At 43.8% G+C, this 21,029-nt stretch carries 18 protein-coding genes; 10 read left to right on the top strand and 8 right to left on the bottom strand.

Annotation, left to right across the window (positions count from 1 at the left end):
* Window positions 1-14: 14 nt before the first annotated feature.
* Window positions 15-434 (bottom strand): nucleoside-diphosphate kinase, encoded by a 420-nt coding sequence (locus QY309_14540; GenBank protein ID WKZ59077.1) that lies wholly within the window; start codon window positions 432-434, stop codon window positions 15-17.
* Window positions 435-586: 152 nt separating this feature from the next.
* Between QY309_14540 and QY309_14535 the strand changes: the two genes are divergently transcribed.
* The 7 genes from QY309_14535 (at window position 587) to secDF (ending at window position 8,208) form a co-directional block, all read left to right on the top strand.
* Window positions 587-1,606 carry a bifunctional oligoribonuclease/PAP phosphatase NrnA gene (locus tag QY309_14535; GenBank protein ID WKZ59076.1) on the top strand — a complete coding sequence of 340 codons (1,020 nt, stop codon included), beginning with the start codon at window positions 587-589 and terminating at the stop codon, window positions 1,604-1,606.
* 24 nt (window positions 1,607-1,630) lie between these two features.
* Window positions 1,631-2,542, top strand: coding sequence for an FKBP-type peptidyl-prolyl cis-trans isomerase (locus QY309_14530; GenBank protein ID WKZ59075.1), 912 nt, complete (start codon window positions 1,631-1,633; stop codon window positions 2,540-2,542).
* Window positions 2,543-2,550: 8 nt separating this feature from the next.
* Window positions 2,551-3,447, top strand: coding sequence for an FKBP-type peptidyl-prolyl cis-trans isomerase (locus QY309_14525; protein ID WKZ59074.1), 897 nt, complete (start codon window positions 2,551-2,553; stop codon window positions 3,445-3,447).
* Window positions 3,444-4,025: a non-canonical purine NTP diphosphatase gene (locus QY309_14520; GenBank protein ID WKZ59073.1), complete on the top strand. Its 582-nt coding sequence runs from the start codon at window positions 3,444-3,446 to the stop codon at window positions 4,023-4,025. The genes QY309_14525 and QY309_14520 overlap by 4 nt, the downstream gene beginning before the upstream one ends.
* 43 nt (window positions 4,026-4,068) lie before the next feature.
* Window positions 4,069-4,698 carry a P-loop NTPase fold protein gene (locus tag QY309_14515; protein WKZ59072.1) on the top strand — a complete coding sequence of 210 codons (630 nt, stop codon included), beginning with the start codon at window positions 4,069-4,071 and terminating at the stop codon, window positions 4,696-4,698.
* A 61-nt stretch (window positions 4,699-4,759) separates the two neighbouring features.
* Window positions 4,760-5,113, top strand: coding sequence for a hypothetical protein (locus QY309_14510; GenBank protein ID WKZ59071.1), 354 nt, complete (start codon window positions 4,760-4,762; stop codon window positions 5,111-5,113).
* Between the two features lie 77 nt (window positions 5,114-5,190).
* A complete protein-coding gene (secDF, locus tag QY309_14505; GenBank protein WKZ59070.1) occupies window positions 5,191-8,208 on the top strand; it encodes a protein translocase subunit SecDF in 3,018 nt (1,005 codons plus the stop codon).
* 54 nt (window positions 8,209-8,262) lie between these two features.
* Here the strand turns inward: secDF and QY309_14500 are convergent, their stop codons facing one another.
* The 4 genes from QY309_14500 to recQ form a co-directional block, all read right to left on the bottom strand.
* The gene (locus QY309_14500; GenBank protein WKZ59069.1) at window positions 8,263-8,745 is read right to left on the bottom strand and encodes a gliding motility lipoprotein GldH; all 483 of its coding nucleotides are present in this window, start codon (window positions 8,743-8,745) and stop codon (window positions 8,263-8,265) included.
* Window positions 8,742-9,905: a regulatory iron-sulfur-containing complex subunit RicT gene (gene ricT, locus QY309_14495; protein ID WKZ59068.1), complete on the bottom strand. Its 1,164-nt coding sequence runs from the start codon at window positions 9,903-9,905 to the stop codon at window positions 8,742-8,744. Before ricT ends, QY309_14500 begins: the two co-directional genes overlap by 4 nt.
* 31 nt (window positions 9,906-9,936) lie before the next feature.
* On the bottom strand, window positions 9,937-11,220 hold the full coding sequence (purD, locus tag QY309_14490) for a phosphoribosylamine--glycine ligase (protein ID WKZ59067.1): 1,284 nt from the start codon (window positions 11,218-11,220) through the stop codon (window positions 9,937-9,939).
* 108 nt (window positions 11,221-11,328) lie between these two features.
* Window positions 11,329-13,518: a DNA helicase RecQ gene (recQ, locus tag QY309_14485; protein WKZ61707.1), complete on the bottom strand. Its 2,190-nt coding sequence runs from the start codon at window positions 13,516-13,518 to the stop codon at window positions 11,329-11,331.
* Between the two features lie 72 nt (window positions 13,519-13,590).
* Between recQ and QY309_14480 the strand changes: the two genes are divergently transcribed.
* Window positions 13,591-14,082 carry an SIS domain-containing protein gene (locus QY309_14480; GenBank protein ID WKZ59066.1) on the top strand — a complete coding sequence of 164 codons (492 nt, stop codon included), beginning with the start codon at window positions 13,591-13,593 and terminating at the stop codon, window positions 14,080-14,082.
* Between the two features lie 17 nt (window positions 14,083-14,099).
* A complete protein-coding gene (locus tag QY309_14475) occupies window positions 14,100-15,179 on the top strand; it encodes a mannose-1-phosphate guanylyltransferase (protein WKZ59065.1) in 1,080 nt (359 codons plus the stop codon).
* Window positions 15,180-15,184: 5 nt separating this feature from the next.
* Here the strand turns inward: QY309_14475 and rlmB are convergent, their stop codons facing one another.
* The gene (gene rlmB, locus QY309_14470) at window positions 15,185-15,934 is read right to left on the bottom strand and encodes a 23S rRNA (guanosine(2251)-2'-O)-methyltransferase RlmB (GenBank protein WKZ59064.1); all 750 of its coding nucleotides are present in this window, start codon (window positions 15,932-15,934) and stop codon (window positions 15,185-15,187) included.
* 33 nt (window positions 15,935-15,967) lie between these two features.
* Entirely contained in the window at window positions 15,968-17,164 is a 1,197-nt protein-coding gene (locus tag QY309_14465; GenBank protein ID WKZ59063.1) for a GWxTD domain-containing protein, read from the bottom strand.
* Window positions 17,165-17,215: 51 nt separating this feature from the next.
* Between QY309_14465 and QY309_14460 the strand changes: the two genes are divergently transcribed.
* A complete protein-coding gene (locus QY309_14460) occupies window positions 17,216-17,992 on the top strand; it encodes a class I SAM-dependent methyltransferase (protein ID WKZ59062.1) in 777 nt (258 codons plus the stop codon).
* A gap of 49 nt (window positions 17,993-18,041) precedes the next feature.
* Here QY309_14460 and QY309_14455 read toward each other — a convergent pair whose 3' ends face one another.
* Window positions 18,042-20,981, bottom strand: a complete 2,940-nt coding sequence (locus tag QY309_14455; protein WKZ59061.1) for a DUF2723 domain-containing protein — start codon at window positions 20,979-20,981, stop codon at window positions 18,042-18,044.
* Window positions 20,982-21,029 lie beyond the last annotated feature (48 nt).

The following is a 21,029-nucleotide window of genomic DNA, read 5'->3' as shown; positions in this document are numbered from 1 at the left end:
GAAATAAGACTTCTTTAAAACTGCTCCATGTGCGAGAAGAAGAAGTTGCCTTCAATCTCGGCATTGGCATCGCTGTCTGATCCATGAATCGCATTCGCCTCAATGGATTTAGCAAACAGGTTGCGGATGGTGCCGGGTGCAGCTTTTTGTGGGTCAGTAGCGCCAATTAGCTTACGGAAATCTTCTACGGCATTTTCTTTCTCCAAAATCATCGGCACAATCGGTCCGGATGACATGTAGGTGCAAAGGTCTTTATAGAAAGGACGTTCCTTGTGAATCGCGTAAAACTGACCTGCACGCTCCGGACTTAGTTGCGTTTTTTTCATCGCAACAATACGGAAGCCCGCTTCCTCAATCATTTTGGTAATTGCTCCCGAATTTCCGGCACTCACCGCATCGGGTTTTATCATGGTAAAAGTTCTGTTTGTCGCCATTTTCAAAGTTTCGTTAATCGGCCGCAAAAATAGTGTTTTCGGGCATAGCGCACAGTTTTGAGTGCCGATTTTGGCAATTAATTCATAATCCTATAGCGCACACCTTATTGACTATGGACTAAAATTGCCATTTTTGCCCCTTCGTTAAAAGCATGACAAACCTGCAGGAGTATAATGAGTTTATGTCTGTTTCCAGGCGAGTGGTTATTGTTACCCACTTTAAGCCGGATGCGGATGCCTTGGGATCATCTTTAGGATTGTCTGCCTTTTTGAAGAAATACGGTCATCAGGTTACGGTTATTACCCCCAGCGATTATCCGGCATTTCTCAATTGGCTGCCTGGTAATGATGAAGTTGTGATTTTCAGCGAAAGGATAGTTGAAAAAGTGAAAAGTTTGGTGGCGGATGCCGAAGTTATTTTCTGCCTGGATTTTTCTGCGTTGAGCCGGATTAACTCCATTGGCGAAATGATAAAAAATGCTTCCGGCAAGAAAGTACTGATCGATCATCACCTTGAGCCGGAAAAGTTTGCCGATTTTGAACAATGGGATGCGAAGGCGGCCTCTACTGCCGGACTTGTTTACGAATTAATTATTGAGTTGGGGGAACGGGCAAAAATTGATAGCATCATTGCCGATTGCCTGTACGCAGGTTTACTTACCGATACCGGGGGATTCCGTCATAACAACACCAGACGTGAAGAATTTATGATTGCCTCTGACCTGGTTTCTTTAGGTGCTAATCCGACACGCGTTTCAAAACTTATTTATGATACCAATACGCTTGAGCGTTTAAGGTTAATGGGTTATGTACTCAGCGAGAAGCTCGTGGTATTACCCGAATATAAGACCGCATACATGACGCTTTCGCAGGAAGAACTTAAAAAATTTGGTTCGCAGTCGGGTGACACGGAAGGATTTGTGAACTATGGTCTTTCCATTGAAGGTATTCATTTATCGGTAATGATCTATGAACGCAAGGACGAGATAAAGTTATCGTTCCGTTCATTGGGCGAATTTTCGGTAAATGAGTTGGCAAGAAAATATTTTAATGGAGGAGGTCATCGGAATGCCTCAGGCGGTTCATCTACCAATTCATTGCAGGTTACCCTTGAAAAATTTTTAAGTATTTTGCCGGAGTACAAGGAGAAGATTCTCTCAGCCCGGGTTTAACATTAAATCTAAATAAATCTATACATGAAAATCCTAAATGCAGTACTGGTTGTTGGTTTGGCAATACTATTTGCCTGTGGTGATAGTGCTAAAGAAAAAGTTACTCCAAACGGCCTTAAGTTTAACGTGATTAAAGATGGTGATGGTGTATTGCCAAAGCCTGGAGAAGTTGTTGTGTTTCAGTTTGTTTTCAGCGACTCAAAAGATTCAGTTTGGGGAGAAACCAGTGATTTGATGCCGGCAGCTGCCATGATCAACGATAGTTCAGCGCTTGTTTCAGAAGATGGCATTACCCAAATGCTGCGCATGGTCTCAAAAGGCGACAGTGTTCGGTTAAGTTTGCCTATTACTAAATTCTTTAATGAAATTGTTCGCGCACCGCTCCCTCCGGATGTTGACAGCACACTTACGTTAATCTATAATATTCGGGTTGACAGTATCATGAGTCAAATGGATTTCATGACCTACCAGCGCGAAATCATGAACGGGTTTAACGAGAAGCAACTTGCTGATGATATCAAGGCCATTGATGAACACCTGGCTGGAAAAAACATTGAAGCTGTAAAGCTGGAATCAGGTATCCGGTATGTGATTACAAAACCTGGAGTTGGTGAAAATGCCAAGTCAGGTCAGACGGTTAAAGTAAACTACTCTGGTTATTTGCTTGATGGCCAGTATTTTGATTCAAGCGTTCAATCCGTTGCTGAGGAGAAGGGAATTTATAACCCCATGCGTCCGTATGAACCCTATGAGGTTACAATTGATCAAACCAGTGTAATAAAAGGCTGGCACGAGTCGTTGAAGTACCTGAATGCCGGTGCACAGGGAACGTTTTATATTCCGTCAACCCTGGCGTACGGTCCTCAGCAGCGTAGTGAAGTGATTAAAGAAAATTCGATTTTGGTTTTTGATTTAGAGGTGTTGGAAGTAAAGTGATTATGATTATGAAGAGAAGGGCAATAAGGTTTGCAGTAGTTGGTTTGATTTTTTTAGCAACATCCTGTCTGGATACCGATTTGGGGGTATCACCTTATGAGCAATTAGGCCGTGATATTGTTGCCATTGATAATTATTTAGCAGAGAACGGCATAGTTGCACTTGTAGATGCCACCGGGATGCGGATTGTGGTACACGAATTGGGTACGGATGGCTTACCGCCAAACACCGAAAATAACGTGACGGTGAAATATACTGGTAAGTTGCTTTCAAACGGGTTAGTATTTGATTCTAACACGACAGATGGAATATCTGGAAAACTCACCGAATGGATTATGGGGTGGCAAATTGGCTTGTCTATGCTTCCAGCGGGAAGCGAGGCAACGTTGTATATCCCGTCAGGGTATGCGTATGGCACAAGGGGTCAAGGTTCAATTCCTGCTAACGCCAATCTGATTTTTGATGTGGAGATTGTATCAGTCTCACCAACACCACAACAGCAATCCAGGCTAAACGATGACATTGCCACTATCGATGACTATCTCACAACAAACGAGATTGAAGCCATTGAACATGAAAGTGGAATACGTTATGTAATCACAGAGCAGGGTTCGGGATCTATTTCCCCAACATTATATGAACAGGTAAAGATAAACTTTAAAGGAAAGTTACTTACGGATGGTACTGTTTTTATAGACCAATTAGTTGAGCCACGTACTGATTTTAGTAGCCGGGTAGTAAATTTTCCGCACGGTGTTTTGATTGGACTACAATTAATGAAGGAAGGTGATAAAGCGACTATTTATGTTCCTTCAATTTTAGCTTATGGATCGCGAGCGTACACAAATGTCCCTGCAAATTCAAATGTGATTTTTGAGATTGAATTGTTAGAAGTCAATCCATGAGTAGTTACTGTATTGCTTCCAACAACAAACACAAAATAGAAGAGATGAGCACCATAATGGGCTCATCTTTTTCTTTTTTAAGTCTGGAGAATATTGGTTGTAGTGAAGAACTGCCTGAAACGCAAAACACATTGGAAGGCAACGCACTTCAAAAAGCAAGGTTTGTTTTTAATCGGTACAAAATTCCCTGCTTTGCTGATGATACAGGCCTTGAGGTTGAAGCGCTAAATGGCGAACCTGGAGTCTATTCTGCCCGCTATGCTGGACCAACGCGCGATGCGGAAGCCAATATGAATTTACTGTTGAATAAGCTGGAAGGTAAATCCAACCGCCATGCAAGGTTCAGAACGGTAATAGCCCTGATCGATAATCAAGGTGAGCATCTGTTCGAAGGAATCGTTGAGGGAACAATCACTCATGAAAAGCGCGGAAGCAGTGGGTTTGGTTACGACCCCATTTTCCAGCCTAAGGGTTACACACAGACTTTTGGTGAAATGCCGCTATCAGAAAAAAACCAGATCAGCCATCGGGCCAAGGCTGTGGAAAAACTTTGCGCTTACCTGCTGCAAAATCAATAGAAGTTAATTTTTCGGCTCTTTATTTTAAGGCGATATTTGCGCCATGACCAAACCTTTTACCATTGGGATAACCGGAGGCAGCGGATCGGGAAAGACGTATTTTCTCAAACGCTTATCGGATCGGTTTAAAGAGACTGAACTTTGCCTTATTTCACAGGACAATTACTACCATCCACGCGACAGGCAGCAAGAAGATGAGCGGGGCGTAAAAAATTTCGATTTACCTGAAGCCATCGATCATCAACAATTTGTTCAGGACATTAAACTGTTAAAAGCCGGAAAAACCCTTACCAAGGATGAGTACACATTTAACAACCCGGCAGCAACTCCACGTAAGCTAATTTTTAAGCCAGCACCCATCCTGATTATCGAAGGGCTATTTGTTCAATATTTTCCTGAAATAGAGCATGAACTGGACTTGAGCATTTTTATCGAGGCAAAAGATTACGTGAAATTATCCAGGCGCATTAAGCGCGACAACGAAGAAAGGGGGTATGATTTGAACGATGTATTGTACCGTTACCATCACCACGTAATGCCTGTTTACGAGCGGCTTATTGAGCCCATTAAGCACAACGCTGATATTGTGATTCCCAATAACAGCCACTTTGAACGAGCCCTGGAAGTGATAATTCTAATGATTCAGGCCAAATTGGCCGGTTTTAAGGTCTGATGCCTCTTTTTTGACCCGGCTGTTTCAAAATTGCTTCAATTGTATACTTTTGTAGGCCTTAATGAAAACCTCGAAAACGATACGATTCTGGTCACTTGCTATGGGAGTTCTCACAGCAGCGGGCATCCTGTTTTCGCAGTTTTTTTTCTTTGGCCAGCAAGAAACCCTTGCAAAGGCAGAAGTTGAGCAACACGATACCACATCTAACTCTGAAGATGGGGATCAATTCATCAGCCAACCCTCTTTCTCCCAACCGGTAACCGCTTCATTTGTTCTTCAGCAAGAACTGGCAGTTATTCAGGAAATTCTTTTCGGGGATCATGAGCCGGAGGAAGCGCCTATTCAATTAACCCTTTCAACCGGAAAATTCTTTCGGGCATTGTTTCAGTTTATCATTTCACCAAACGCACCCTAACGCGTTTGAATTCTTCACTGCCGGAGTTTTACCGGTTCACTATTTCTTAAACACTTAATTTTTAATAATCAGTTTTTATGCAGAACAAAGGATTTGTAATTGTACTTACCATTATTGTTACGGCTCTTTGCTTGTTCTATTTGTCGTTTACGTTTGTATCCAACAAAGTTCAGCAAGATGCCATTGATTATGCCACCGATGCGAGTGGTGTTTTGAACCTGAGTAAAAAACAAGCTTACCTCGATTCCATCTGGAGCCAGCCGGTGTATAACCTGTTTGGCGCAGAGTTTACCTACAAGGAAGTAAAAGACAATGAACTTAGCCGTGGCCTCGATTTGCAAGGAGGTATGCACGTAACCCTGGAGGTTTCTCCGGTGGATATTATTAAGGGTCTTGCCGGAAACAGCAAAGATTCGGCATTTGTGAAAGCCTTGGCAAAGGCACATGAGCGTTCGAAAAGCAGTCAGGAGCGATTTTCAAGTCTGTTCTTTGCTGCATACCAGGAAGATAATGCGGGGGCCAGACTTGCACCTGTTTTTGCTTCAACCGCAACACGCGGTCGTATTAGCTTAAATGATTCAGATGAGCAGGTTGTTACTGTAGTAAATGAAGAAATCGACAGGGCTATTGAACGTTCCTATACGATTCTTAAAAATCGTTTGGATCAGTTTGGTACATCGCAGCCGAATATTCAGCGCTTGCCCGGAACAGGCCGAATTCAAATTGAAATTCCGGGTGCTGATAACCCCGCACGCGTACGGAAATTATTGCAAGGCGTGGCACGCCTTGAGTTCTGGGATGTGATCGAACCCAATGATATCAACAGTTCGTTGATGGCTATCAATGCAGCACTGGTTAAAGAGAGACAAGTACAAGGCGCACTAAATATAACTACCGGAGAAGATCAGGTTGGCACCTCTGCAGACACAACGCAAGCTGATGGTGTAACCGATTTGGAAAAGCAGTTACAATCGGCAGCAGCAGGAGACACAACCTCTAATAGCTTGGATTCGCTTCAGAACCTCAATGTGTCACCTTTGTTCGCCAAAAGCAATCCTCCAGGCCTTTTCCGTTATGCAGTAACGGATACGGCAGAGATTAATCGTATTTTCAAAAAGCCAGAGATTAAAAGCCTGTTGCCTAGAAATGTAGGTGTGTACTGGGCTAATAAACCCGACAAAGATTTTGGTGCAACCGAAGGACTTCAGTTGTATTTTCTTGACATGGGCAGATCCGGCCAGCCGAAGCTGACCGGTGAAGTAATCAATGAAGCGCGTCAGGATTTGGATGAATACGCAAGGCCATCAGTAAGCATGACCATGAACGCGACTGGAACCAAGGCTTGGGCAAAAATGACTGCTGAGGCAGCAAGCAAAACACCTCGCGGCCGCATTGCCATCGTGTTGGATAATTCAGTTTACTCGGCCCCCTCGGTGAATGGTGAAATCCCAAATGGTAATTCGCAGATTTCCGGAAACTTTACTGTTGAAGAGGCAAAAGACCTTGCCAACATTTTGAAGGCAGGTTCATTGCCTGCACCAACCAAAATTGTTGAGGAAGCCATTGTAGGGCCAACTTTAGGTAAGCTTGCACAAAATCAAGGACTGTTATCTTCCTTAGGTGGTCTGGTGTTGGTGGTGCTATTTATGTTGCTGTATTATTCGAAAGGAGGCATTGTAGCCAACATCGCGTTGGTGTTCAACATTTTCTTCATTTTGGGTATTCTGGCTCAATTCAATGCTTCATTAACCCTTCCGGGTATTGCCGGTATTGTGCTTACCATTGGTATGGCGGTGGATGCGAACGTACTGATCTTTGAACGTATCAAGGAAGAAATTACGCATGGTCGTAAATTAAAGGATGCTATTAAAGTAGGATATCAACGTGCATTCTGGTCTATTTTCGATTCGAACCTGACTACATTGTTAACGGCCTTCTTCCTGTTTATGCTCGGACAAGGACCGATTAAAGGTTTCGCGATAACCCTTATGATTGGTATTCTTACTTCATTCTTCACAGCGGTATATGTTTCACGCGTTATTGTAGAATGGATGACCCGTAAGGGAGATGATAGTAAAATTTCATTTGACTCGTTTATTTCCCGTGCGGTGAAGAAGAGAAGAAGGTATGAGTTTGTTGGAAACAGCCGTAAGGCGTATATCGCTTCATCTGCTATAATTCTAATTGGTTTGGCACTGCTTTTTGTAAAGCCATTGAATATGGGTGTTGATTTTAAAGGCGGACGCTCATACGTAGTAGCCTTTAGTCAGCCGGTTGCTGCAACCGAATTGAAAGTTCAGTTGACCCAAAGTTTTGAAGGAGCAGGAACGGAAGTAAAGAATTACGGCAGCAACTCATCGGTGAAAGTAACCACCTCATACCTCATTGAGGAGGATAGCGAAGAGGCTGATGAAAAAGTTCGCGAAACGCTGATCAACGCGCTTCAAACCATTACCGGAAAGCAGTATACGAGTCAGGAAGCGCAGCTTGATGATAGTCGTTTTATTATCTCAAGCTCATCAAAAGTTGGTGCAACCGTGGCTGATGATATTAAGAACTCAGCATGGGAGGCCAGTCTTTTCTCATTGATCGGTATCTTTATTTATATCCTGATCCGTTTCCGTAAATGGCAATACAGTGCAGGTGCGATCATTGCTACGCTGCATGATACGCTCTTCGTGTTTGCTGCCTTTTCTATTGCAGGATTTTTGGGAATGAGCTACGAGGTTGACCAGGTATTTGTGGCCGCTATTCTTACCATTATCGGTTACTCCATTAACGATACGGTGATCATCTTCGATCGTATTCGTGAGTATATTGGTTTTGGCGCTACCCATGACCTGCGCAAAATCTTTAACGATGCCATTAACGATACCCTGAGCCGTACCATCATTACGGCTGGTACTACGTTATTGGTGGTTATTGTGTTATTGATATTTGGTGGCCAGGTACTTTCTGGCTTTGCATTTGCGCTTCTGGTTGGGGTGTCTGTCGGAACGTATTCCTCTGTATTTATCGCAGCTCCTATCGTGTTGGATATGGATAAAAAAGGACAAGAAAAAGAAGCTAAAAAAGCTGTTGCTGCAACAGCCTAATCTAAAACTTAGAGAAGAGATAACCCCGATTGTAATTCAATCGGGGTTATTTTTTTAATTACTGTTTTGTGATTTTTCCACCCTAATGCCTACCGATAAAACTCCTTTAAGTGTATCGGTGCGCATAAATTGTTCGAAGCGCACGGTGTATTTACCTGGGTTTTTGAAGGTATAGTTTTCCAATAGCGGAAACCGGTGTTCGAATACGTACCCCAACCCCGTGCTACCAAACGGTTCTCCGGTTTTCTCATGAAAAAGCAATTGATTTATTAACTTCTTCTCCAAGGGGGTGCTGCTTAACGAGTCAGATAGGGTGTACGTAAAATAAATGTTGGCGTTGGGGTAATCCGATTCATTTCTGATGGTGAAGAAAAGATTATACGGAATAGACGTATCCGCTATTTCAAAATCAAAAGTTGGGTGTTCAGTTACTAACCAATAGCGCTCCTTGAAATCCACATTCTTTTCATATAGTCGGGTTTCGTCACATCCGCTGAACACTACGATACAAGCAGATAACAGTAACAACTTTCTCATTCCTTTTTCCGGGCTTGATTTTGGTTAGCGTTCTGATTTTGGTTCCGGTTTTTGTTACGCTTTTTCTTCTTTTTCTTCTTACCGCCTTTTTGAAATTTTTTATCGAGACGTTCCAAATCGCTATTCAAGGTTTGAATCGGAGCTTTTTCTACGGCTACATCATCGGTAAGCGTAGCTGGTTTTTTGCCCGCACGATTTAACTCCAATATTTGATTCACCCGTTCCACATTTAACGGGTACCAGGTATTCTCTTCACGAAAACCGAACCACATGATGCGTTTAAAAATATCGGTCTTTTGAAGTTTAGCTTCACCTTGTTCGGTGAGCAGCGGAGCTTCAACTTTAGGGATGTGCTGAAGCGCTTCCATATACGTTTCCAGTTCGTAGTTGAGGCAACATTTCAATCGGCCACATTGGCCGGAAAGTTTGCTGGGATTAAGTGAAAGGTTTTGGTAGCGTGCCGCACTGGTGGCTACGTTTTTAAAATCACCCAGCCAGGTTGAGCAACACAACTCCCGACCACAAACGCCAATACCTCCCAGGCGACCAGCCTCCTGACGTAAACTGATCTGCCGCATCTCTACACGAATTTTAAATTCACCCGCGAGAATTTTGATCAGTTCCCGGAAATCTACCCGGTCCTCTGCAGAATAATAAAAGATGGCTTTGGTATTATCAGCCTGATACTCTACATCTGAGAGTTTCATTTGCAGTTTAAGCTCACGAATAATTTCGCGGGTACGGTACAAAGTGGGTAGCTCGCGCTTCTTCACATCTTCGTACTTCTCCAGATCTTTGGTATGAGCCAGCCGGTATATTTTCTTGATTTCGTTGTCGTTGGCGATTTTTTTCTTCTGCATCTGCAAACGCACTAATTCCCCTTGCAGGGAAACAAAACCGAGGTGGTGCCCATTGGGTATTTCAACAATCACGGCATCACCCGTGGTAAGTTGAAGCTTATCAATATTCCGATAGAAATCTTTTCGGCCGTTTTTAAAACGAACCTCTACAATATTAAACGTATCCTGAGTGGGCATCTCCATATTGGAAAGCCAATCAAACACATTCATTTTATTGCATCCGCCTGTTTGACAGGCGCCATTATTGTTACAGCCGGCTACTTTACCGCCAACCTTGGATGATCCACACGCACAGCCCATAGTAATCTATAATTAATCAGGATTTGGCGAATCACTTCAAATTCAACAAATCCATCCCGATATCTTTTCTGAAATATACTCCTTCCCAGCTTAGTTTGGTAACCCCGGCATAGGCTTTTTCGCGAGCAGATGCCATATCAGCCCCACGACCGGTTATAGCCATAACCCGGCCACCGTCAGTTACGATATGTCCATTTACCTGCGTGGAACCTGCATGGAACACGAGGGCAGGATTTGGAGCCTCTAAACCGGATATTGCTTTGCCTTTCGGATAATCGCCCGGATATCCCCCCGAAACCATCACCACAGTTGCGGCATAGTCGGCTGTTGCTTCAACCTTCTTTCCGGAAAGTTTTCCTTCTGCTGCGTCAACGAGTAGGTCGACAAAATCATTTTTTATGCGAGGCAGTACTGCCTGCGTTTCAGGGTCACCCATGCGGGCGTTATACTCGATTACATATGGATCACCGTTACAATTCATCAGCCCGATAAAAATAAAACCTTTGTAATCGATGTTTTCTTTATGTAAGCCGGCAATGGTGGGTTTAATAATCCGGTCTTCTACTTTTTTCATAAACGCGTCATCAGCAAACGGAACGGGTGAAATGGCTCCCATGCCACCTGTATTGGGGCCTGTATCACCCTCGCCAATGCGTTTATAGTCTTTAGCTTCTGGAAGAATAACATAATCTTTACCATCGGTCAGCACAAAAACAGAAAGCTCAATGCCAGAAAGAAATTCTTCTATCAAAACTTTCGTACTGGCTTCACCAAATTTTTTATCAACAAGCATTTCACGGATAGTCGATTTGGCTTCGTTAATATCGGGTGTAATGATTACGCCCTTTCCGGCAGCCAAACCATCGGCTTTCAAAACAATGGGAGGTGCGCATTCATCAAGGTATTGAAATGCTGCATCAACCTCATGCGCTAGAAAGGTTTTTGCTTTGGCTGTAGGTACGCCATGTCGCAGCATAAATTGCTTCGAAAAATCTTTACTGCCCTCCAGCTGTGCGCCCTTTTTTCCCGGGCCAACAAGCAAAATATGTTTCAGGTTTTGATCTTGTTCAAAATAATCGCGGATGCCTTTTACCAGGGGTGCCTCCGGCCCAACCACAACCAGGTTGATGTTCTGCTCCAAACAAAACTTTCCAAGAGCGTCAAAATTATCGACAGCAATGAGCACGTTTGTGGCCAATTCAGCAGTGCCTGCATTGCCCGGAGCCACGTATAACTTATCACACCGGTTGCTTTGCTTTATTTTCCACGCGAAGGCATGTTCCCGGCCTCCGTTACCAATGATGAGAATATTCATGGGGATTGGCTTAAAAAGCCTCAAAGATGGGCCGGAATGTTTAAGGTTCAAAGTTCAAGGTTCAAAGTTTTGGGAACTTTGGCCGTTAAACTTTGAACCTTGAAGTAATTAGTGCGCGTATTCGCTCATGAAATGAATGCGCATCAGGCGAATTTCTTCTTCTGAGTAATCAGCCAGCGATTCATCATTCAGTGCAGCATCCAGGCTATCGGTTTCTGCATTCATGAAATAGTCATGAATGTCATCCTGTTTTTGAGGATCAATTAGTGCCTCGAGGTAATAATTTAAATTCAGTTTTGTGCCCGAATAGCAGATGTTTTCAATTTCCGTCAACAATTCTTCAAACGACAGGTTGGTCATCTCGGCAATCTCTTCCAGGTCAACCTTTTTATCAATTTGTTGGATGATAAAAATTTTGGTTTTCGATTTATTTACCGATGACTTGACCACTACCTCTGTAGCTGTTTCAATGTCGTTTTCCTCTACATATTGCTTGATCAACTCCAGAAATTCCTTTCCGAATTTGTTCACCTTACCCATGCCCACGCCATTTACCCCTGCCAGGTCTTCTTTGGTGAGGGGGTAGGTGGTGGCCATTTCCTCTAGTGATGGATCCTGAAAGATAACATAAGGCGGAAGGTCTTTCTCCTTAGCCATTTTCTTACGAAGGGCCTTCAGCATTTCAAAAAGTTTGTCATCGTAAGCTTTGGCATTTACCGGAACTTTTTCTGATGACACTTCCTCATCTTCAATATCGGTTGTGAAGTCGTGATCGCGGGCTAACTCAACAGGCACAGGTTTCTTCAGGAAGTTTTCACCCCGCTTTGAAATTTTTAGTACGCCAATATTGTCGATGTCTTTTTCCAGGTATTGATAAATCAACGTCTGGCGGATAACCGATTTCCAGAAATCAGCATCTTCATCGCCACCGGTTCCATAAATCGGCAAATCGAAGTGGCCATAACTTTTTACGTACTCATCCTCAATGCCACGAATCACATTCACCAGGTGATTCAGCCCGAAGCGTTCATTGGTTTGCTTCACAGCCTGCAACACGGTTTTTACTGCCTCAGTGCCATCAAAGCGTTCGCGTGGATGCACGCAGTTATCGCACATGCCGCAGTTATCTTCTTTGAACTCTTCACCAAAGTAGTGCAGTAATTGGCGCCTGCGACAAACCGGAGACTCAGCGTAGTATTCCATTTCCTGTAGCAGTACACGTGCGTTTTCACGTTCCTGCACAGACTTGTCCTTATTGAATTTTTCGAGTTTGTTCAGGTCGTTGTGGCTATAGAACATTAAGCAGTGTCCTTCCAGGCCATCGCGGCCGGAGCGACCGGTTTCCTGATAATAACCTTCAAGCGATTTGGGAACATCGTAGTGTACCACAAAACGTACATCGGGTTTGTCGATACCCATGCCGAATGCAATCGTGGCTACAATAATGTCAACTTCCTCATTCAGGAAGTCATCTTGATTTTTTTCGCGTACATCCGGATCAAGCCCTGCATGGTAAGGGGCTGCTTTGAAACCATTAACCGATAACAGTTTCGCAATCTCTTCAACTTTTTTGCGACTCAAACAATACACAATGCCCGACTTGCCCTTGTTGTCGCGCATGAATTTGATGAGTTGCTTCTTGGTTTCCTTTTTAGGGCGAACCTCGTAATACAAATTTTTGCGATTGAAAGACGACAGATATATATCTGCGTCTTCCATCTGAAGATTTTTTTGAATATCGATCTGGACTTTTGGTGTAGCGGTTGCCGTGAGTGCCACTACCGGCAGATTGCCCAGTTGCTGAATCATGGTTTTTATTTTCCGATACTCAGGGCGGAAATCATGGCCCCATTCAGAAATACAGTGAGCCTCATCAATGGCAACAAACGATACCGTTATTTTTTTTAAAAACTCGATGTTTTCTTCTTTGGTGAGCGATTCCGGAGCTACGTATAAGAGTTTGACCACTCCGTTTGCGCAATCTTTTTTCAACCGGGTAATTTCTCCCTTGGTTAAGGTTGAATTCAGAAATCGTGCATTAATTCCATAGGCATTTAGCTGATCAACCTGATTTTTCATCAGGGCAATCAATGGAGAAATTACTATGGCCAGACCATCCGACAGAATTGCCGGCAATTGATAGCAAAGTGACTTACCGGCCCCTGTGGGCATAATAACGAACGTATTTTTGCCGTCCAGTATGTTCCGGATAATAGTTTCCTGGTTACCCCTGAATTGGGTATAGCCGAAAACCTCTTTTAATTTCAGCTTTAACTCGTCTTTCTCTTCAACCAACATCATGTCTACGTACTCCTGTTATGTCAATTCTTATATCTTTGCTTATAAACAAAGCTAACTCCACAAAGGGAATTGAATATAGCAAAAAATATTAAAAACATTGCACGAGAGGTGTTATTAAATGAATCCCGGGCAATTGAAAATCTGTCTGCTTTGTTAGACAACGATTTTGAAGAATGTGTTAAAGAAATTTATTCTTCAAAAGGGCGGGTTGTCATAACAGGCATTGGCAAAAGCGGCCATATGGCCAATAAAATTGTGATGACGCCAAACGCATCGGGTTTACCCACGATTTTTAAGCATTCATCAACATCCATTAATACTTGCCCAGCCCTGACTCAGCAGGATGATATTGTGGCCTGTATTTCCGAAAGTGGTACTACTTCAGAGATAAAGGTACTTGTGCCAATATTCAAACGCAGCAACATGAAAGTTGTTGTCTGTGGCAGCGTTACAAAAACACGATTGGTATCGCAGGATCGTAAATCAATTTGTTGTAAACAATTTTCGGCTTATTACCGATTTTATTCTCAGCCTGATTTAGTGAAAGAAAGAATTGCTTAGCCCTCAGCTCTTAACCCATGAAAAAAAATATTTACGTAGTGTTAATGGCCGGGGGCGTAGGCGTGCGCTTTTGGCCATATAGTCGCAATGCAAAACCCAAGCAGTTTTTAGATGTGCTCGGCATTGGAAAGTCGTTACTTCAATCAACCTATGAACGGTTTTTACCCATCTGTCCGAAAGAAAACATTTTTGTAGTAACGCATGAGGAGCATGCCACGCTGGTTCAGGAGCAATTGCCTGAGATGAATCAAAACCAAATACTGGCCGAGCCCATGCGCAAGAATACAGCTGCGTGCATTGCTTATGCTAGCTACAAGATCAGGCAACGCGACAAAGATGCCGTAATTGTAGTAAGTCCTGCCGACCACTTGATTTTGAAGGAGAGTGAATTTGTAAGCACCATCTCTAAAGCACTTGATCAGGCTCAGGATCAGGATAAGTTGATTACGTTGGGCATTACGCCCACCCGGCCAGAAACTGGCTACGGATATATTCAGTTTTTACCGAGTAAGCAGGTGTTGAAAAAAGTAAAAACCTTTACCGAAAAGCCTGAGATTTCGCTAGCCAAGAAATTTTTAGAGAGTGGAGATTTTGTATGGAACTCGGGTATTTTTATTTGGGGTGTAGAGGCCATTATCAAAGCGTTGCAAGAACATTTACCTGAAATGACGGAAGTATTTGAGGAACATTTGGCCCAGTTTGAAACGCCACAGGAAAAGGATGCTATTGAAAAAATATACGCGCAATGCAAAAGCATTTCCATCGATTATGGTGTGATGGAAAAAGCCACCAATGTGTATGTGTGTCAGGCAAATTTCAGTTGGTCTGATTTGGGTTCCTGGAATTCCATTCACGACATCTCCGCCAAGGATAAGAACAACAACCTGATTACCGGTCAGGCATTGGTGTATGATACCCGCAATTCTATCATCCGCTCATCCACACCCGGTCGTTTACTGATAGCACAAGGCCTGAATGGTTACCTGATTGGTGAGTTTGGTGATGTGGTGATTGTGTGCGAAAAGGAGCGTGAAGACTTATTCCGTCAGTTTGTAAATGATGTGAAAGCTATGAAGGGAGGAGGAGAGTTTTTGTAAAATAGCTACGGCTTATGGGTTTCTAATTTCTGCCGCACCACTTCATAAATGGCAATACCGGCAGCCACTGAAACATTCAGTGAGCCAATTTCACCCATCATGGGGATTTTGACAAGCTCATCAGCCGAGCGTAACAGTGCATCGGAAATACCATCTTCTTCTGAGCCCATAATGAGTGCAACCGGCCCTTTAAAGGCTACATCATAAATCATTTTAGAAGCTTTTTCCGTGCAAGCCACTACCATAATGCCACTTTCGCGGAGGTAGGTAATGGTTTTCTTTAAATCTCTTTCGCGGCAAACGGGCAGGTGGTTTAATGCACCAGCGGAGGTCTTCATGGCATCGCTGGTGATCGGAGCATTTCCTTTTTCAGGAATGATCAGCGCATCTATGCCCGCGCATTCGGCCGTCCGGGCAATGGCGCCAAAGTTTCGTACATCGGTAATCTGATCCAGCATCAATAAAAACGGTTCGCGCCCATCGCTGAATGCGGCATGCACAATGTTGTCCAGTGAGGCATAGTCAACCGATGAAAGTAAACAAACTACACCCTGGTGATTTTTGGTAGTAAGGCGATTGAGTTTTTCTTGTGGTACGTAGGTAAAGGTTAAGCCAGTATCGCGAATAAGGTGCAGTAATTCGCGTACCAGTTCATTGGAAATTCCTTTTTGAATCAGAATGCGTTCAATTTGCCTGCCCGCTTTTATGGCTTCCATCACGGCACGCGTGCCGTAAATCATGTCGGATTTGGTCATGGCTTAAAAGTACGAACGATTCGGCAGAATGTATTAAAACCTTGCCTTTCGCCACAGGTCAATTATAGCGTACCAGGTGTCACGGTAATCTTCTTCACGAATCAAAACAAAATTCTCAGGATCAAAAATGGTAGGCGATTTGGTGAACGTAAATCGGCCAATGAAAGTAGTGTTGTTGTATTCCCATACTTCCCGATCGCCCAGCAGGTAAACAACCTGAGGTAACCCGTAAATAATATAAACCATTCCCCGATCGGTTTTCCAGCCTTCCTTATATGAGGTGAAGTATCGGTTGGCCAGTTCCACATTTCGGAAATAGGTGCGCATGAAATTTCGGGCTCGTTCGGCACTTCCGGTAATGCCCAATATGATTTTGTCGAATTGGGCTTTGTCATTTCCAGCGGCTTTCAATTTGTCGTATTCCTGTGCTGTGCAGATGTAAATGAGTGGCCCAACCAGGCTTTGCAGTGTGCCCAGTTTAGGGTAATCGTCTTCAACACGGAAAGCAACACCCTGCAATGAGGCTGTATCCTGCTGCAACAGGTACAAGCCTGTTTCTTTCAGGGTCAGGCTTCCTTCGGCATCCACCAACCATAATGAATCTGACCGGATGATAGGAGCAACCCGGCCTTGTTTTGTGGCGAATGGTGGACCGGCAGCCGGAAAGGCAGTTGGGTAGTGAAATACAAACACACTGCTGTCTCGGGCAAAGCCTTTGAAATGAGTGGTTTGATTTTGCGAGATAAATTTTTCAGTTAGCGGAAAACCATCTACCTCAAGGTACGGTGTTTGGCGTGTAGGAATGCGCTTGTGAAACACACGCATTCTCTTTTGTTCATTGTAAATCACGCGTGCTACTGCGTACTGCCCCGCTAAGGATTTATCTATCGTTACTTTTCCGGTCTTTACCTGTTCGTTCGGTGCTTCCGGAGAAACGTTTGTAAGCGGTGTTCCTTCTTTATCCGCTAAAGATGATCTTGCATCCCAAAGAATGTCATAATCAAAAATTCGTTTACTGGTGTCTGTTAGTTTAAGTTTGTAGTGGATGGTGATTTCGTTTCCGTTGTTGATGATTTCCCAATCCAGTTCAAACTCCTGCCCGCTGGCATACAGGTAATTGTAATTGATGGTGTTGAGTTGCTGTGCTTTTACCAACGTGCTGCCGACCAGAAAGATGGTGGTCAGTAACAGAAAAACCGGTTGTTTAAAGAAGCGAATTAATTTCAACATATTTGCCCCCTGCTATTCGAGACTGTTCGTTTACTTTTGTGCTGAATTATTATGGCTAAAATATACACAACGGAGATAACATCCGAGCATATTCCATCCGATAACCCTATTCATCAACGTTTATTTAAAGCCTATGTTGCGGCCGAGCCTTATGTTTCTGGAGATGTGCTGGAGGTAGGTTGTGGTGAAGGGCGAGGGGTGGAGTTGCTGATGCAACATGCCAAAACGTTTACTGCCGTTGATAAGATTGACGAAGCTTTGCAGGTACTTCGGAATAAATTTCCGGGTGCTAAATTTTCAGCGATGAATCTGCCGCCTTTGCATGGCTTGGGCGATAACAGCTATGATTGTGTGGTAAGCTTTCAGGTAATCGAGCACATAAAAAACGATCGTTTTTATTTACAGGAGATTCAACGGGTACTTAAGCCGGGTGGAGTGGCTTTAATTACTACACCCAATCGAAAAATGTCATTGAGCCGAAATCCCTGGCATATTCGCGAGTACCTGGCTGACGAATTAAAAGACCTCGCGAAGGGAGTTTTTTCTGAAGTGCAGATGAAGGGCATTGCCGGTAATGAAAAGGTGATGACGTATTACGAACAGAATAAGCAATCGGTGTCGCGACTGATGCGTTGGGATATCTTTAATCTGCAATACAACCTGCCTGCATGGATGTTACGCTTTCCGTATGAAGTGATGAACCGGTTAAACCGGAATAAACTTCAAACGGGTGATCAATCGCTTGTACAAAGTATCCGTCATGAGGATTATGTGGTGACAGACGATGCGGCCAATGCGCTGGATTTATTTTTGATTGTTCGCAAATAAAAAACCCCGCTAGTGTAGCGGGGCTTCTTGGTTATTTGTGTGACGTCAGTTATTGTAACTCACTCGCATAGCGTTGATAGGCATCTTCAAAACGTTTGGCCAGATCACTTTCACCGTATTTGTATAGGGCCCGTTGAAGTTCACCAAGAACAGCTATGTTATTGTACAAATCGCGAGTTAGAATACCTTCCTCAATCATAAAGTTGGCCATCTCATCAAAACGATTACCAACAATAGTTGCAATTTCAATTGCCTTTTCTTTTTCACCGACCTCTAATAGCAATTCTACCATCAGGGCATTTATGAAGTCGTAGGGAACGCCCTGATCAGGCATTTTCTCCAGACTCATCATCAGTAGCTCGCGTGCTTGTTCTGTCTTACCTTCGGCAATAAGCGCTTCGGCAATTTCATTAAAGGTTGAGCGATGATTCTGTACAAAACTTCTGTAATCAACACTAAAGAATGCATTGGGGTTATCCAATCCGCGGAAGCGAAACTTCTCGGTAAGATTTCTATAGGCCACGTCTGTGTTTACAAACTTATTCTGAGGCACCGGGTTTCTCACGGGCAGAATGCGGAATGCATTTCCTTCAGAAACCACGAAGGGCTTCAGGTCGATGTTGAATTGTTCTAATGAAGTATTGTTCACATAAATGGGACGCTCCCAATTGTTGGTATATAACAAATCCAACAATGCCAAGTCTTGTTTCATCAGGCTGTTGCCTTTTACGCGCAACCGCATTTCCGGAACCAGGTATTGCTGCAGGTTTGCAGGTATAATGCCCATCTCCTTCACTTTGGTGGTATCCACTTTTAAGATCAGGTCCTTGGAAGGGATCATGTTGGTGGTACCGTACATCGGGTGAATCAGGTTTTTGCTGTTCTTTTTGATCAAATCCAGGTACTGTGCCAGGTCAATGCTTTTAATGCCGGTTTCATAGTACATGAGGCCATCGTTGAAACCACCCTGACGGTAATTTTCTTCGGTTAGCGTATACGGGAATGGCTCCGATTCGTAATGCCTGCGCATACTTTGGTAGATGTACCAATCGGTGTTGTAGTAGCTTAATACCACTACGCGCATGTCGGTGCGTTCGCCTTCCACTTCCTGTGCATACCACAGCGGGAAGGTGTCATTGTCGCCACCGGTAAACAAGATGGCGTTAGGTTCACATGAATCCAGGTAGTTCACAGCAGAATCAACCGAGAAAAACCGATCAGAGCGATCATGATCATCCCAACCTTCGGCAGCCATGATTGTCGGAGCTGTTAAACCAAGCACGATAGCAATTAATGCGGCAGTCTTTTGGCTCTTCAATATCTTTTCAATACCGCTGGCAATGGCGATTACACCAAAGCCAATCCAGAAGCAAAACGCATAGTATGAGCCGGCATAAATATAATCGCGCTCACGTGGTTCGGATGGAGGAGAGTTCAGGTACACCACAAGGGCCACACCAGTAAGCACAAACAACAAGCCTACCACAGCAAAATTTTTCTTGTCGTTAACATATTGGTAGATCAATCCGATGATTCCGATAATCAATGGGATCATGAAGAAATTATTCCGCGCCTTGTTCACCGAAATCATCTCGGGTACATCTTTAAACCAACTCGTTGGGCCCAACCAATCTTCACCTATGTCATCTCCATCGCGGCCAGCAAAATTGAACATGAAGTAACGCCAGTACATCCAGCCGATCTGATGACTGAACATGAAACGGATGTTATCGACAAACGTTGGTTTTTCACCTTCGCGCAAGCCAAGCTTTGACCGGTACAATTGCTGATGCTGCCTGTCGGTGCTGTAAATGCGTGGAAGAATGGTCATGTGGTTCGGATCGTACACATACGAAATTTTGCGTTCAGCCACTTCATAGCGATCTTTTCCCTTACGGTACTGCGCAGCACCCTCTTTAATGTCGACAATTTGAGCCGTATAGTACTGACCATATAGGAGCGGGCGACTTCCATATTGTTCACGCTTCAGGTAGCTCACAAAACTCATAATGTCCGATGGATCATTCTCATCTATCGGAGGATCGTAGTTTGAACGGATGACAACAATGGCATATGATACATAACCGATCAGGATGAATGCGGTGGAAAGCAGGAAGGTATTTAAGGCCGGTTTGTTATTCACCTGCGTATAGCGAATACCATAAACCAACGCACCAATAACCAACAAACTGAAAAAGATTACTCCGCTACCGAAAAACAAACCAAGGGTGTTTACAAAAAACACTTCAAAGTATCCGGCCAGTGAGGGCAAGCCCGGTATGATAAAATCGTTGATAAAGATGATCAGCAAGCCACTTACACCAAGCGTAGCGATTACTCCCCAGGTGGTAGGCTTATACTTCTTGAAATAAAAGATAAGGCCCAGGGCAGGAAGCGTTACCAGGTTCAGCAAGTGAACGCCAATGGAAAGGCCCACCATGTACGAAATCAAAATCAGCCAGCGGTTGGCTTTCGATTCATCTTCAATAACATCCCATTTCAACATGGCCCAAACCACAAAGGCGGTAAAGGCTGATGACATCGCGTATACTTCGGCCTCTACGGCAGAAAACCAGATGGAATCGGCAAACGTGTTGGCCATAGCGCCCACAAACCCTGCGCCCATAAGCAGCAAGGTTTTGTTATCCGTGAGCAATTCAGGTGTGGATAGCTTTAACAGTTTACGGCCAAGCAGTGTAATCGACCAAAATGTAAAGAGTGAAGCGAATGCACCCGAAAGGACACTCATAAAGTTTATCCAATAAGCCACTTTGGTGGGATCATCAAACGCCAGAAAGGAGAACAACCGGCCCAGTAACAGGAACAAAGGGGCACCAGGCGGGTGTGGAACTTCCAGTTTGTACGATACAGCAATAAATTCACCGCAATCCCAGTAACTGGCGGTTTCTTCCATGGTTATCCAGTACACGGCCAGCGCAATAATAAAAACCGACCAACCCGTCAGGTTATTGATTTTTTGAAAGTTCATGAGAATGCTTAAACGGTTACGTATTTAAAAATCGTAAAGGGGCGAAAA

The sequence above is a fragment of the Cyclobacteriaceae bacterium genome, assembly GCA_030584025.1.
Classification (GTDB): Bacteria; Bacteroidota; Bacteroidia; order Cytophagales; family Cyclobacteriaceae; genus UBA2336.
The sequence above is the reverse complement of the archived record's forward strand: the minus strand, read 5'-3'. Positions and strand labels throughout refer to the sequence as shown.